Annotated in this window: 6 protein-coding genes and 1 pseudogene; 6 read left to right on the top strand and 1 reads right to left on the bottom strand. The window is 35.6% G+C overall.

Features of this window, described 5'->3' with window-relative positions; all coding sequences use genetic code 11:
* Positions 1-135: 135 nt before the first annotated feature.
* The 5 genes and pseudogenes from ausA to CM54_RS09190 all read left to right on the top strand — a co-directional run bounded on the left by ausA (position 136) and on the right by CM54_RS09190 (position 14,079).
* Positions 136-7,301: pseudogene (gene ausA, locus CM54_RS09210) on the top strand (aureusimine non-ribosomal peptide synthetase AusA).
* Complete coding sequence (gene ausB, locus CM54_RS09205) at positions 7,298-7,921, top strand: aureusimine biosynthesis 4'-phosphopantetheinyl transferase AusB (protein ID WP_030058827.1); 624 nt, start codon at positions 7,298-7,300, stop codon at positions 7,919-7,921. Before ausA ends, ausB begins: the two are co-directional and overlap by 4 nt.
* Positions 7,922-8,292: 371 nt before the next feature.
* On the top strand, positions 8,293-10,623 hold the full coding sequence (lip, locus tag CM54_RS09200; protein WP_030058830.1) for a YSIRK-targeted triacylglycerol lipase: 2,331 nt from the start codon (positions 8,293-8,295) through the stop codon (positions 10,621-10,623).
* Positions 10,624-10,857: 234 nt separating this feature from the next.
* A complete protein-coding gene (locus CM54_RS09195; protein ID WP_002434924.1) occupies positions 10,858-12,198 on the top strand; it encodes a sugar porter family MFS transporter in 1,341 nt (446 codons plus the stop codon).
* A 171-nt stretch (positions 12,199-12,369) separates the two neighbouring features.
* A complete protein-coding gene (locus tag CM54_RS09190; protein ID WP_037550720.1) occupies positions 12,370-14,079 on the top strand; it encodes an ABC-ATPase domain-containing protein in 1,710 nt (569 codons plus the stop codon).
* Between the two features lie 220 nt (positions 14,080-14,299).
* On the opposite strand, the gene CM54_RS09185 is transcribed toward CM54_RS09190, so the two are convergent.
* Complete coding sequence (locus CM54_RS09185; RefSeq protein ID WP_037550716.1) at positions 14,300-15,958, bottom strand: FAD-binding dehydrogenase; 1,659 nt, start codon at positions 15,956-15,958, stop codon at positions 14,300-14,302.
* A gap of 224 nt (positions 15,959-16,182) precedes the next feature.
* Here CM54_RS09185 and CM54_RS09180 point away from each other — a divergent pair, with 224 nt between their 5' ends.
* Positions 16,183-16,605, top strand: a complete 423-nt coding sequence (locus tag CM54_RS09180; RefSeq protein WP_030058836.1) for a MarR family winged helix-turn-helix transcriptional regulator — start codon at positions 16,183-16,185, stop codon at positions 16,603-16,605.
* Positions 16,606-16,640 lie beyond the last annotated feature (35 nt).

Raw genomic sequence — 16,640 nt, 5'->3', positions numbered from 1 at the left:
AAGATTTTGTAAAAAATTCACTTTAGTAATTGTTTTCAAACCTTTGAATGTACTAATATATAGCTTATCTAGAGAATATATGTAAGTTATTTGTTAGTGAGTATTATAAAGTATGAGTACGAAAGAAGGACTTGAATGACTATTGAAACATTGCATTTTCAACACTATTTTTATCAAAAATATTTACAATCAACTTCAACTACAAAGAGGGTGACGTACTGGGTTCGATTAGATCAAGATATCGAGCGTCATCGATTGATGTATGCACTGCTAGATGTAGTACAACATCAGCCACAGTTGAGGGCGACATTCAAGCATTGTAACGACCAATTGCGCATCAATGTGCGAGAATTTTTCCCATTTATACAGATTAAAGAAGTGAATCAATGTTCTAAAAAAGTTGATATCACGACTTACCTCAACCAAGAGTTGAATTCCTACTATTTCAATCAATTACCTCTATTTAATTTTACAATTTATCAATTTTTAGATGAAACGTTCTTACTTTTAGATTTCCATTCCATGATTTTCAATGATAGCCAGTTAGATGATTTCTTTAAACAACTAAATATCGCGTATAGCTATGGTCTATTTCATGAACATACTGTATCGGATTTTTATCACATGATTAAAGAAATGAATGTAGCGACTGATGCTTCAAATGAGGACAATCAACAACATTTAAATCACTTTGAAATGGCTCATGCCGATCAAGATTGTGAATCATACATGCCTATAAAACGAAATTCAGAACAACCACAAGTTGAACATACAAGTGTAGATCTTGAATCATTTGATATGACTCGTCTAGTTACAAGCACTTATTTAGCGAATTACTTTTTGAGTCAGTCCAATCAAGTGACGTTGGGAATTCATTTTCCAATGGAATATGACAAAACTGACGATATGATGTTACTTAACACACTTGTAGCACCACTGAGTTAAATATAGACACTACGCTTTCTGCAGACGTAATTATGAATGAATGGGAATTAGCGATAGATGATATGAAAGCCAACGGGACAGGTTTCTTAAGTGAACCTAATGCAAGTGATATGGAATTCGAAACAATCATACATGCAACGCAATTTAACGAGTACTTTGAGTTAAATCACACCGAACATAAAGTTCATCGATTGCATAGTGATAGTTCTTTATTAGCTGACATAGAAATATATCCACGTCCTCACCAAGGCTTTGATATTGTATACAATACAAATGCCTATGATGAGCTAACGATTCAAACATTAGTTAGTTTAATTAGAAGTATTAATATGCAATTAACACATAATCCTTCAAAGATAATTAAAGATATAGAATTATGTAATGAAAATGATTTTGAAATCTATCAAAACATCAACCATTCAACAAGTTCATCACTTTATCAAACGGTAATGGAACGTTTTGAATATCAAGTAGAACAGTATCCAAATCAAATAGCATTGCAATATGAACAACAATCCATGACATATGCGGAATTGAACTACCATGTGAATCGTTTGGCACAATATTTGCGACACACTTATCATGTACAACCCAATGATATTATCGCGCTCTTGGCAGAACGAAGTATCGAAATGGTTATAGGTATGTTAGGTATTTTAAAGGCAGGCGCTGGATACTTACCGATTGATCCAGATTATCCTGAAGATAGAACAACCTTTATTATTGAAGATGCACAGCCTAAAGCAATCGTGACATATCAAGCGACAATACAGTCTGACGTTCCTCAAATTGAACTAGACACATTTGATTGGAATGGCGACGAAGCGGAAACTGACAACCCAAGTCATATCAATACTGATGAGGATACTGCATACATCATTTATACTTCAGGTACAACAGGTAAGCCTAAAGGGACAGTGGTTCCTCATAGAGGGATTGATCGTTTAGTTCATGAACCTAATTATGTTGAATTAAATGATCAAACGGTTATTTTATTATCGGGAACTGTAGCGTTTGATGCTGCCACATTTGAAATTTATGGTGCGCTATTAAACGGTGGATGTTTAGTATTAACGTCGAAAGATACTTTACTTAACCCTGTTCAATTAGGTCAAACAATTGTGAATCAACAAGTCAACACGATGTGGTTAACGTCATCCCTTTTCAATCAAATTGCAAGTGAACGTATCGAGGCGCTAGAACCCTTAACGTATCTATTAATTGGTGGTGAGGTGCTAAATGCGAAATGGGTGAATCTATTAAACTCACGTCAACGCCATCCTCAAATCATTAACGGTTATGGTCCAACAGAGAATACGACATTCACGACGACTTATGCGATACCTGATGAGATGCCAAATCGAATTCCTATTGGTCAACCAATCAATGGAACAACGGTTTACGTGATGCAAGGTGAGCACTTATGTGGTGTAGGTGTGCCTGGGGAATTATGCATAGGAGGCGCTGGTCTGGCGAAGGGATATTTAAATCAACCAGAGCTCACTGCTGAAAGGTTTATCACCTCTCCCTTTGAAAATGAGCGCCTATACCGCAGTGGGGATTTAGTACGTCTTCAAGAAGACGGTCATATTGATTATCTCAGTCGTATCGATAAGCAAGTTAAAATTCGTGGCTTTAGAATTGAACTATCAGAAATTGAAAAAGCAATTGAAGCGATTAGAGATATTAATAAAGCAGTCGTTATTGTGCGTGAAGAGGAGCAAGACAAGCAAATTGTGGCATATTATGAAGCGCAACAATCTCAATCGACGAGTCACTTGAAAGAAGTGTTAAGTGAAACATTGCCACAATATATGATTCCAGTTCATTTCATGAAAATAGATAAAATACCTATCACTATCAATGGTAAATTAGACAAGCGAGCTTTACCGGATATTGATAGAGTTGATTTATCAAACTATGTGGCGCCACGTAACGAAGGTGAACGTATTATATGTCAAATCTTTGGAGATATCTTACATGTCGACCAAGTAGGTATTAAAGATAATTTCTTTGAACTTGGTGGGCACTCATTGCGTGCAACGTTAGTTGTGAATCGTATCGAATCCCAACTTAAGAAACGTTTAAAAGTCGGAGATATTATGAAATTACCGACTGTTGAACAATTAAGTCAACACATTATGGAAATGCAAAATGAAGACTATGAAGTCATACCTAAAGCGCAAAGAGCTGAGCAATACGAATTAAGTGCTGTTCAAAAAAGTATGTACTTATTGTGGAGTGTCAATCCTGAAGACACTGTTTATAATATTCCGTTCTTATGGCGATTGTCTTCTGAATTAAACGTAGAGCAATTGAAGCGAGCGTTGAACCAACTTATTGCTCGTCACGAAATTTTAAGGACTCAATATATAGTGGATGGCAATGAAGTGAAACAAAGAGTAGCAGACAATGTTGCTGCTGATTTTAAAGAAGTGACGACACGACTTACAGATGAACAACAAATTATTCAGGCCTTTATGCAACCGTTTAATTTAGAGCAACCTAGTCAAATGCGTGTAAGATATATCCATGGTCCACATGAGGATTATCTGTTTATGGATACGCATCACAGTATCAATGACGGTATGAGTAATACGATTTTATTAGCAGATTTAAATGCTTTATATCAAGAAAAATCACTTCCTAATCTATCACTGCAATATAAAGATTATAGTGAATGGATGGCTCATCGAGATTTATCTATTCAACGTCGCTATTGGTTACAACAATTTGAAGATGGTGTTCCTGTATTAAATATGCCAACAGATTATCCAAGACCTAGTATTAAGACGACACATGGTCAAATGTTGACGTTCCATTTTGATAAGAACTTAAAATCACAGTTGCAAAATTATGTGGAGAAACATCAAATGACTGATTTCATGTTCTTTGCAAGTGCAATAATGGTATTGCTTCATAAATATACACGCCAAGATGACATTGTCATAGGGAGCGTTATAAGTGCCCGCACTCATCGTGACACTGAAAATATGCTTGGTATGTTTGCGAATACACTACTTTACCGTGGCCATCCAACGAACGATAAAACATGGGAACAATTGATGTCTGAAGTGAAAGAAACAAGTCTCGGTGCGTATGAACATCAAGAGTATCCATTTGAAAGTCTTGTTAACGATTTGATGGATGAACGAGATGCTTCGCGTAATCCATTATTCGACGTAATGCTTGTATTACAAAACAACGAAACAAACCATGCTAACTTTGGACATAGTCAACTGACGCACATTCCACCTCAAACGACAACAGCTAAATTTGACTTGTCGTTTATCATTGAGAAAGATCGAGACGACTATGTGGTTAATATTGAATATAATACAGATTTATATGCGGAAGAGACGATTCATAATCTTGCTTACCAGCTTGAAAATATCATCCAACATGTGACATCTACTCAAGCTTTAAAAATTCAAGATATTCAAGAATCTCCGGATATGCTGGAATGGGTTGAAACAAATGTTAATCATCATACCCTATATTTCCCGGAAAATAATTCCCTACAGCAATTATTCAATCATGTAGTTAATGAGAAGAAAGATGAGATTGCACTGAAAATGAACGGGCAATCAATGACGTATGATGAATTAAATCATTATGCAAATCGTATAGCCAATGAGCTTATGAAAAATGGAGTGACATATGGAGAGCGAGTTGCATTATTAATAGATAGAAGCTTTGAAATGATTGCGAGTATGATTGCATCATGGAAGATAGGTGCGTCGTATGTTCCAATTGATATCACGCATCCTGATAAACGTATTGAGTTAATGATTGAAGATGCTCAAGTGTCAGCCATTTTAACTTATGGTAAGGAGTTTGATTCTAACCTATTAACGATTGCATTAGAGTCTATTGATAAAGAATCGCCCGTTGAAAAGTCATTTTCTGAATATGAGGGTAGTCTAGAAGATGAACTTTATAGCATTTACACATCTGGAACAACTGGCATGCCAAAAGGTGTGGCGGTAAGACAACGTAATGTTTTAAACTTGGTAAATGCTTGGACAGAGAGACTTGAATTATCGGAAGATGAAACGTTTATTCAATATGCGAATTACGTCTTCGATGCATCTGCGATGGATATCTATTGCAGTCTGTTAAATGGTTATACACTTGTGATTGCAAACAATGAAGAACGTACTGATACAGAGCAACTACAACGACTGATTGAAAGAGAACGTATTACGGTTGCATCTATACCACTTCAAGTTTGTAACGTCATGGAAGATTTCTATATACCTAAGTTAATTACTGGTGGTGCAACAAGTACTCCAACGTTTGTGCGTCATATTTCAGAGCATTGCGATACGTACTTTAATGCGTATGGACCTTCTGAATCCACAGTGATTGCTTCAAACTGGTCATACACTAAAGGTGAGCCTATTCCATCAGCAATACCTATAGGACAACCTTTAGCTAACATTCAAGTATACATTTTATCGGGTATGCAATTGTGTGGTGTAGGTGTTTCAGGAGAATTGTGTATCGTAGGTGAAAGTTTAACGGCTGGTTATTTAAATAGACCTGAACTTACTGCTGAATCTTTCATAGATAATCCATTTGGTGAAGGCAAATTATATCGCAGTGGTGACCTTGCAAGATATACACATGATGGTCAAATTGAATTTATGGGGCGAATAGATAATCAAGTTAAAGTCAATGGTTACCGTATCGAACTTGGAGAAATCGAAAACATTATCAATTTAGTAGAGGGCGTTTCTGATAGCGTAGTTATCGTTGATCAACAAGGAGAACATGAAGTTCTACATGCCTATTATGTAGGCGATAAAGACATTAAGTCAGACATCGTAAGACAGTTAAATCAATACTTACCTAAGTACATGATTCCAAAAACTGTCACAGCAATTGATGTTATTCCGTTAACACGTAATGATAAAGTAGATGAATCAAAATTACCTCGTCCACAAATTCAAAGAAATGGATATGTAGAACCTAGAAATGATATGGAACGCCAATTCGCTTCAATATTTGCTGACGTGTTAGAGCTTCCGACGATAGGCATAGACGATGACTTCTTCGAAATAGGTGGTACGTCACTAGATGCGATGGTTGCGGTATCTAAGCTTAAATCTCATGATATAAATCTCACTATGCAAGATATATATCAATATAAATCAATAAGACATTTGGCAGAAGTCTTTGAAGGCGGAAAAGAGCTAGTGGAAGTTGAACTTCCAGATCACTTGTCTCAACTTCAAGCATTAGTCAAACGTCGTTACCAATTGAATGTAAGTAATGAGACTCAAAACTCACTTGGAAGAGTTCTCCTTACTGGAGGTACTGGTTTCTTAGGTGCATATCTAATTAATGAGTTACAAGACCAAGCTACTAAAGTGACATGCTTAGTAAGAGGTCAAGTTATCAAAGATGCACGTGCTAAAGTTGAAGCGAATTTACTTAGCTACTTCGAGGCAGATAAAGTTGAAGAACTCATGGATAAGGTAGAGGTAGTTCTAGGAGACTTAGCAAACTTAGATGCATTTAACGTTGAAGATACAATTGATACAATCATTCATGCTGGGGCGCGTACAGATCATTTCGGAGATGATGAAAACTTTATTCACGTAAACGTACAGAGTACCGAAGCTTTATTAGCTCTAGCACAGCAACATCAAGCGAAATTTATATACATTTCGACAATTAGTGTTGGAGCAGTCTTTGATGTCCACACCGAGGATAAGGCTTTTTCTGAAAAAGATGTTTATAAACAACAATTATTTACATCACCTTATACAAAAAGTAAATTCTATAGTGAAATCAAAGTTTTAGAAGCGGTTAATGATGGTTTAGATGCTCAAATTATGAGACTAGGGAATTTAACAAGTGCTTATTCTGGCGCGTTAAACATGACAAATCTTACGACAAACCGTTTTTCAATTATGATGCATGAATTATTAAAAATATCATCTATTGGAGAATATTTCGGTAAAACATCTGTAGACTTATCATTTATTGATATTACCGCACGTCATGTTATGAAGATTGCTGCATCCCAAGCGCAATCAATTATTTATCATATTTATTCTCCTCATACGAGAACTATGCAAAGCGTATTAGAGAATGCAAAACAAACTCAGATGAATATCATTAGTGACGAGGAATTTGAACAAATGTTGCTTAATAATGGTATGCATGAGGTTATCGGTTTAAGTAGCGGAGATACAACCCAAGTTCCCGCACAAATCGAATCTGAGATGACCCAACATGTTATAGCACAGTTAGGTGACGGATGGCCTCATGTCACTTCTCAATGGTTACGTGCTTGGAGAGATTTACTCATTGAAAAATTTAAAGAATCTGAGGAACATGAATGACACTATTTTTAACGAAAATAAATGATGACATAACAAATATTGAACATCGTTTATTTCAATCATATCGACAATTAAAGAAACCTGAACGTTCAAAATATCGTTTTAAAAAAGATCGTGTCATGCATCAAATAGGAGATATGTTGATTCAGTACTGTATCGAGCAATGTTATGGTCTGAACATAAATCAGTGGAAGTATCATGTTACAAAGAATGGTAAGATTGAGATTCAAAGTAGGAAACATATTAATGTGAATCTTTCATACAGTTTTCCGTATATTGTATGCGCTATTGATCAACATCCAGTAGGCGTCGATATTGAAGAAATTAAAGATTTGAATTATTTAAACTTGGCTACACAATTTTCCGTAAATGAATTTAACCAAGTACGACAATTAAAAGATTTTTATACAATTTGGACGAAAAAAGAAAGTTATACGAAATTGATAGGAGAAGGGTTACTCAAAGGCTTAGATGTTTATGACGTAACACAGCCCTTATACTATCAAGATGACAAGGTGTTCTTTCAAGAATATATATGCCAAGATAGAATGATTCATTTGTGTTCAAATCATAGTCGTAAACATGAGATAGTTAAAAAATCACTAGATTGTTTACTTTAATCACTAGTAATTGAAAAGAAAAGTCATCCATACTTCTTTATTCCACTTAATACTTATACATTAACGTGCAACTGTACGTCTAAATTATAAATCATAGAATTTTATCAAAGACACTTTCTATTTGAGGTAATAGGAAGTGTCTTTTTGTATGTCTTTAACAAGATGTAAAAGTAACTTCATGCTAGCTTAATGTTCGTATTTTATGATAAGGGTGCCTTTAGGTGTTTGTAAGGTATTTTTAATAGAAAGGAGTATGAAGATGATAAAAGCATGGTTGAGTAAAATATTTGAGTTAATTCCACGCGCTATCGTAAATATTTTCGTTTAAAGCAAGCTTCTAAACTAAAAAATTAAAACTGAGGTGCTAAAAAATGAAAAACAGAAAGAACTCTTACAGTATTCGCAAATTAAGTGTTGGTGCGTCTTCAATCATTGTCGCATCGATGTTATTTATTGGGGGCGGCGCTGCACACGCGGCAGAACAGGATGTACAAGGGAATTCTGAAAGTCATACAGCACAATCACACGGGGCAGATAATGAAAATTTAAGTGAGCCACAAACGAATGATCAAAAAGATAGCCAAACAGTAGAAACTAAGAATGATACTTCATCAGCTATACATAAAGATGAAACACAAAACCAAGCGCAAACAAACACTGCGAACCATCCATCAAACAATGATAATCAATCTAATGAAGACCTAACGACAGATCAATCTACTTCGGAACAGACAGATAAAGATCAATCAAAAGAACAACCAGTTGATAATCAAACTACAGAAGATAAACAATCAAAACAAGATATTAATCAATCAAACTTACAAAAGCAATCACCTGAAAATAATGATGGACAAGAAAGTAAAACTCAACAAGATACAGTCAATAAGCAGGAAAGTGCAGCTGTAACGACACCTGCAAAAGAAAATCAAGATAATAAGCAGCAAAATTTAGATGAAACTGCTAATAAAACAACACAAGAGTCAAGTTCAGAAGTAGCAAAGGTTCGTAATAATGAGGAAACTGCAAAATCTGAAGATACTCAATCAGATAATGAAAAAGAGCAAACAACCTCTGAGGACGTGAAAGATCAAGCATCTTCATATGAAAATACATTAGAGTCTTCTCAAAATAATAAAGCTGATGCAACAACACCTAATAACGACAAAGATAAAACAAATAAAACTCAACCAGAGCAACGTAATCATAAAGTATCAACTTCAACTCAAAATAAAGAATTAAATCGTGAAACAACACAGCAATCTAAAGATAATGAACAACAAAGCGATGTTGCAGAAAAAGAAGCTCCAGTAGAAGCTTTAAATAATGATCAACAGTCAAATTCATCTCAAAAAGATGCAAAAGATAAACAACTTAAAGTAAATGATTTAAAGAATGATAAAGCGACAGACCATTCTTCACCTAGTGACAAAGATGATCAATCTAAAAAAGGATTAAATACGTTAACACGCAATGCGATTGCTACACCTAAAAAGAAATCAGCACAACAATCTGAAACAAAAGTTAAAAAGCAAGGCGATAAATCCTTCCCACAAATTCAATATAAAAACCATGATCCAATCATACTTGTTCATGGCTTCAACGGATATACTGCAGATAATGGTCCAGTACTAGGTCATAACTACTGGGGCGGTAAACGAATTAAACTTACACAAGAGTTAAGAGCTAAAGGTTACAACGTTAGTGAAGCGAGCGTGAGTGCATTCGGCAGTAACTATGATAGAGCCGTGGAATTATATTACTATATTAAAGGCGGTACAGTTGATTACGGTGCTGCACATGCTGCTAAATACGGTCATGATCGTTATGGTAAAACATATGCTGGGGCGTATCGCGATTGGAAGCCTGGTCAAAAAATTCATTTAATTGGTCATAGTATGGGTGGACAAACTGTTCGTTTACTAGAAGAAATGCTTCGAAAAGGTAATCCTGAAGAAGTTAAATATCAAAAGAAACACGGTGGCGACATTTCTCCTTTATATAAAGGTGGCCAAGATAACATGGTTTCTTCAATCACGACATTAGCAGCACCACACAATGGTACTCATGCAGCTGATATCGGCAACGAACCATTTATTCGCCAACTTGCATATGATTACGCTAAATTCCAAGGTAGTAAACATTCAAAAGTTGACGTAGGTTTAAAACAATGGGGTCTTGCTCAAAGAGACGATGAAACGAATGCTGAATATCTAAAACGTGTTAAGAATACTAGTAAGATATGGAAAACGAAAGATAATGCATTCTATGATTTAAGTCGTGAAGGTACAAGTAAGTTAAATCACCATACGTCACTCAATCCAAATATTGTATATAAAACATACAGTGGGGAATCAACAAGACCAGCATTGAATGGTAGACAAAAAGCTGATATTAATATGGGTATGTCCTATATCGTTACAGGCAATGTGATTGGTAAAGTTCCTGAGAAAGAATGGAGAGTGAATGATGGCTTAGTTTCAGTTGTTTCAGCACAACATCCATTTAACCAAGCATACACACCTGCAACGAAAGATATTAAAAAAGGTGTATGGCAAGTAATGCCTGTAAAACATGAATGGGATCACGGTGATTTCGTTGGATCAGATGGTACAGAAGCACGTATTTCAGTAGATGATTTAAGAGCATTCTGGGACAGCATTGCTGAAGAAATTGTTCAAAATGAAAAAGTAACAGATAAATAACGTTTCAATATATGCACGTCGTTGATATAGAGGACCTTTATCTTCGGCGTGTTTTTTTATGTAAGAAGCTATATGAAGATCGCAATCAAACAACACGATATATTGTGTCTAATTATATTTAATATCTAAAAGACTAAATAAACTAGTCGTAATTAAATTTTAATAAATTATAAATTGAAACGCTTTCATTTTAGGCGTATAATTGCTTTAGTTTTTAAAAAAGGGATGATTTACATGAAAGTGAATAAGTATTTAATATTCATATTGGGAGCATTGGGAGGTTTATTATACGGTTATGACAACGGTGTAATCTCTGGTGCATTACTTTTTATACATAAAGATATACCTCTAAACAGTACGACAGAAGGGATTGTCGTATCATCCATGTTAATTGGTGCTATTATCGGGGCAGGAAGTAGTGGTCCATTAGCCGATAAACTAGGACGTCGTCGTCTTGTAATGTTAATTGCCGTCGTCTTCATTATTGGTGCATTAACACTTGCATTCTCTACAAATCTTGCACTTCTAATTGTGGGACGATTGATTATTGGTTTAGCAGTCGGTGGTTCTATGTCTACAGTACCAGTGTATCTAACTGAAATGGCCCCTACAGAATATCGTGGCTCACTCGGTTCATTAAACCAATTAATGATTACTATTGGTATTTTAGCAGCATATCTTGTGAACTATGCATTCGCTAATATTGAAGGTTGGCGTTGGATGCTTGGTTTAGCAGTTGTACCATCAGTGATTCTACTTATTGGAATTTACTTTATGCCTGAAAGTCCAAGATGGTTACTTGAAAATAGAAGCGAAGAAGCGGCTCGTAAAGTTATGAAGATTACTTATGACGATAGCGAAATTGAAAAAGAGCTTAAAGAAATGAAAGAAATCTCAGCTATTGCTGAATCATCATGGTCAGTAATAAAATCGCCTTGGTTAGGTAGAACACTTATTGTAGGTTGTATCTTTGCGATATTCCAACAATTTATCGGTATTAATGCGGTTATCTTCTATTCTTCATCTATCTTCGCTAAGGCTGGTTTAGGTGAAGCGGCATCTATTTTAGGTTCAGTTGGTATAGGTATAATTAATGTTCTTGTTACAATTGCAGCATTATTTGTAGTTGATAAAATTGACCGTAAGAAATTATTAGTCATTGGTAATATTGGGATGATTGCATCACTTATCATCATGGCAGTATTGATTTGGACAATAGGTATAGCATCGTCAGCGTGGATTATTATCTTATGTTTATCTCTATTTATCGTTTTCTTCGGTATTTCATGGGGACCTGTGTTATGGGTCATGTTACCAGAGCTTTTCCCTATGCGCGCTCGTGGTGCAGCAACTGGTATCTCAGCATTAGTGCTTAATATTGGTACATTAATTGTGTCATTACTATTCCCAATTTTAAGTGATGCGTTAAGTACCGAATGGGTCTTCTTAATCTTCGCTGTAATTGGTATACTTGCAATGCTATTTGTTATTAAATTCTTACCTGAAACACGTGGACGTAGTCTTGAAGAAATTGAACATGATTTACGCGAACGTACAGGCGCTAAAACACATTAAAACATCTAAATTACACTCCGTTTTCAATTTATGATTGAGAACTTGGAGTGTTTTTTTAATTTTAAGTATGCGCGCATAGTTTAATTATTATTAATGAAAAGAACGTTTAATAGTTTTCATGTTCAGGGTAAAAAATGAAAGTTGGAAATATATTGAATGGAGGTGTCTATCTTGAAAAGTGCTCAAGCGCTAGAACGCACTTTAAAGTCATTAGATGGGCAAAAATATGGTGCCTATAAACGTACGAAAGGTGTGTATGAATTCGATCAATTTAGACTTGCTATAGACCATGTACAAGTCGATCCGTTTGCACCACCTTCTAAAATGAGATGTATCGTAGCTAGGGATGAGGCAGGCATACCTGATCAATTATTAGATGACAAATATAAACGTATTGCTGTGAGTGATTTCTTAACGCGAGCAGTGCACAATAAGGTGAGAGAGCTAACAAAAAAGGATAAAAAATCTGGGAAGATACAAATCGATCGCTGTGGACAAGAGATGTTAGAGCGCACCTCTGTGGTGATTAATGATACTGACATTGAAGCGCGTATCGAAGTGGGATTACCTGCAGCAGGTCGTAAAATTCTTGGTAAAGCAGCTGCACATACAATTATCGATACCTTACCAGAAATTGTTGATCAAGCATTACACTATCAACATCTTGACCATTCTAAACTTCAAGATCAAGTCAATCTCATTAAAGATCAGATGTATATTCGAGAAGAATTAGACAAACGCAACCTTGTTTCGTTTGTTGCTAACGGCGCAATCTTACCTCGACAAAGTGGAGTATCTGACCGTCCTATGCACCACGCTATTCAGTTTCAAAGTCCAGAAAAATTTGAGATTCAATTAGACTTGCCTAGTGGAAAATCTATTAAAGGTATGGGCATACCTAAAGGAATTACTTTAATCGTAGGTGGCGGTTATCATGGTAAATCCACATTACTCGAAGCACTTGAGCGTGGTGTATATAATCACATTGACGGAGATGGTAGAGAGTATGTCATCACACAACATGATGCGATGAAGATTCGTGCTGAAGATGGCAGAAGTATTGAGAAAGTCAATATTCAACCATTTATCGATCACTTGCCAGGTAAGAAAGATACTACGGAATTCTCAACAGAAAATGCAAGTGGCAGTACGTCTCAAGCAGCAAATGTGATGGAGGCTTTAGAAGCTCAGACATCGCTTTTACTTATCGATGAAGATACATCTGCGACGAATTTTATGATTCGAGACGGACGTATGCAAAAGTTGATTGCTCGTGAGAAAGAACCGATTACACCATTTTCAAATAAAGTTAAACCATTATACGAGGATTACGATGTCTCAACAATTCTTATTGTTGGTGGCTCAGGAGATTACTTTGATGTGGCTGACCAAGTATTAATGATGGATGAATATCATTTGAAAGATGTGACAGTTGAGGCAAAAGACATCGCACAATCTACAGGATATGAAAGACTTGATATGTCCAACAGTGAATTTGGTAGCATTCCGTCTAGAGTCCCTCTTAAATCTAGCTTCAATAAGAAAGGCAAAGATGGTCGTTTTAAAGCTAAAGGGCTTCATGCAGTTACTTATGGTAAAGAACCTATCCAAATCTCTGGTTTAGAGCAACTTGTCGATGATAGCCAGACTAATAGTTTAGCAGTGATGTTAGATTATCTTAACAACGAATTACTCAATGATAATGATACATTGATTGAAGCAACAGATCGTTTATATCAACGTATTGAAGCAGAAGGTTTAGAAGTTATTTCACATCATCAAGGTCACCCAGGTAATTTAGCCTTACCACGTAAACAAGAGTTGATAGGTACAATTAATAGATATAGAGGATTACACATTCGTAGCGATAAAACTGAATAGAGATAATGATTAAGCGTATTGTTAAATCTCACTTTGTTGAGTAAATTAACAATACGCTTTTTATGGTCCATTATGTATGCTATTTATCGCTCGGTTTTTCGCATCGTTGATTTCACTATTATCTTAAATTAGAAATAAAATTGCGAGTAAAAATTCGAGGAGTATAAAACCTAAAAAAAGGTTACCCATATCCTAAATGAGTAACCTTGATTTCAAAATATTATAAGTTATGTTTATCGATACCTTCAGCAGCTCTAATACCACTAAAGATACAACCACCTAAGAAGGTACCTTCAAGTGCACGATAACCGTGAAGACCACCGCCACCAAAGCCAGATGCTTCACCAGCAGCATATAATCCTTGTATAGGTTCACGTTGTTGGTTGATAGCACGTCCATCTAAATCGGTTTGAATACCACCTAGTGTTTTACGACTAATAATGTTAAGTTTTACTGCAATTAATTTACCACTTTGATTACTTAGGAAAGGTTTAGGTTTTGCAGTTCGTACAATTTTATCTCCTAAAAACTGTCGTGCATTATGAATAAATGCTACTTGAGGGTCTTTACTAAATGAATTGGTAATTTGCAAATCACGTGATTTAATTTCAGCTTTAATATCTTCGTATTTTAAAAGATCATCATCTACGAGTTCATTCATTTTCTTAACGAGCGTGCCTAAATCATCGGCAACCACAAAGTCTTCACCTTTTTCCATAAATGCATTCACTGGTGAAGTCGCTTGTTTGCTTAATCGCTCTTTAATTAACAACTGAATGTCTTTGTTAGTTAAATCTGGATTTTGTTCTGAACCTGATAACACAAACTCTTTTTTAATGATATCTTCAGTCAAAATAAACCATGAATAGTCATATCCTGTTTTCATAATAGTTTCCAACGTGTGTAAAGTATCAAAACCAGGATAATCTGGTGCAGACATACGATGTCCTTCAGCATCAAACCACATTGATGAAGGACCAGGAATGATACGAATCCCATGTTGAGTCCAAATTGGACTATGGTTTTTAACGCCTTCTGTATAATGCCACATACGATCTTTATTAACGATGTTGACGCCTGCATTTTCAGAAATACCAATCAAACGTCCATCAGTAGAGTCTGGCACACCTTGAATCATATGTTCAGGGGCTTGGCCTAGACGTTTAGGCCAATACTTCTTAATTAATTCGATATTTGCCCCAATACCGCCTGATGTAATAACAAGATGTTCGACATCATATGAAAATGTATCAATCACTTGTCGAGAGGAAGGGGTGCCACGTTCAACATCACTATCTTCGAGAATATTCCCAGAGATATGGCGTACTTGATTATCTTCAATGTCGATAGATGTGACTTGATGTCTAGGTAAGAAAGTGACGCGACCTTCTTGCTCTTGTTGAAGGACATAATTACTAAATGGTTCTACAAGTCCAGGGCCTGTTCCCCATGTAATATGGAAACGAGGAACTGAATTACCGTGACCCGATGCTGAAGCGCCACCACGTTCAGCCCAACCTAGAATTGGAGTTAATTTAACGCCCATACGATTTAAGTAGTCTTCCTTTTCATATGTTGCGAATTTAACATAAGCTTTTGCCCATTGTTCAGCCCAATAGTCCTCTCCATCAAGACGGTCAAACTGTGCTGAGCCTAACCAGTCATTGAGTGCTAATTCATAAGAATCTTTGACACCATAACGACGTTGCACTTTTGAATTGACTAAGAATAAGCCTCCGAATGACCAGTATGCTTGGTCACCAATAGCTTGTCTAGGTTCTTGGTCGATTAAAGTCACATGGTATCCCTTCTTAAGAAGTTCCGTTGCAGCTACGAGACCACTTAAACCGGCACCGATGATATGTACAGTTTTAGTCATGAATATACTCCTTTATAAATTTTCAATTTTTATATGTAATATGCACAAGTTAACACATATTTTATCATTAAGTTCCCTTGACGTATAACCTTTATATGAAAATGAACACCACTATTGTGAACTTCATTTTCAAATGAATAAAATAATCCATGTTTATTTCTACAAAAGAAGCAACAATGTATAATAAGAATTAACCAACTAAAGACATCAATGGAGGTGCAAGAATGACACAAATCAACGGAATAGACGAGTGGGTTGAAGTTACAGAATATTTTCGATACATCGAGGACATGATTGAGCGTAATTTCAAACAAAACTATGGTGTTAGTTTAAGAGAGTTCTATGTACTTCATGAATTATATAAAGCGAAAGACAAAAAGTATAAAATTAATGATTTAATAAAAGAAGTGAAATTGAGTCAGAGTGCGATGTCGCGTCTCATAGATCGACTGCGATCTCCGAAGAAAGCATTAATATGTAAGGATATAAGTGATGAAGATCAACGTGCGACGTATATTTATCTTACAGGCAAAGGCAATTCTATTGTTCAACAACTCATGAAAGATTATAGAAAGTTAATTAGCAAAGTCGATATCGAAAGTATTGAACGACAAATACAAAGAGCTAAACGTGCTAATTTATCTTAAGTCATAATAGCGTTAATTATTAAACAAAAGGTGCG

Origin of the sequence: Staphylococcus sp. TE8 (genome assembly GCF_000692055.1) — a bacterium.
Classification (GTDB): Bacteria; Bacillota; Bacilli; order Staphylococcales; family Staphylococcaceae; genus Staphylococcus; species Staphylococcus capitis.
This window is presented reverse-complemented; position numbering and strand designations above follow the sequence as displayed.

Bases quoted from the DNA above. Each gene is read 5' to 3' on its own strand.
- ausB (WP_030058827.1), top strand. From the start codon at position 7,298: ATGACACTATTTTTAACGAAAATAAATGATGACATAACAAATATTGAA.
- lip (WP_030058830.1), top strand. From the start codon at position 8,293: ATGAAAAACAGAAAGAACTCTTACAGTATTCGCAAATTAAGTGTTGGT.
- CM54_RS09195 (WP_002434924.1), top strand. From the start codon at position 10,858: ATGAAAGTGAATAAGTATTTAATATTCATATTGGGAGCATTGGGAGGT.
- CM54_RS09185 (WP_037550716.1), bottom strand. From the start codon at position 15,958: ATGACTAAAACTGTACATATCATCGGTGCCGGTTTAAGTGGTCTCGTA.
- CM54_RS09180 (WP_030058836.1), top strand. From the start codon at position 16,183: ATGACACAAATCAACGGAATAGACGAGTGGGTTGAAGTTACAGAATAT.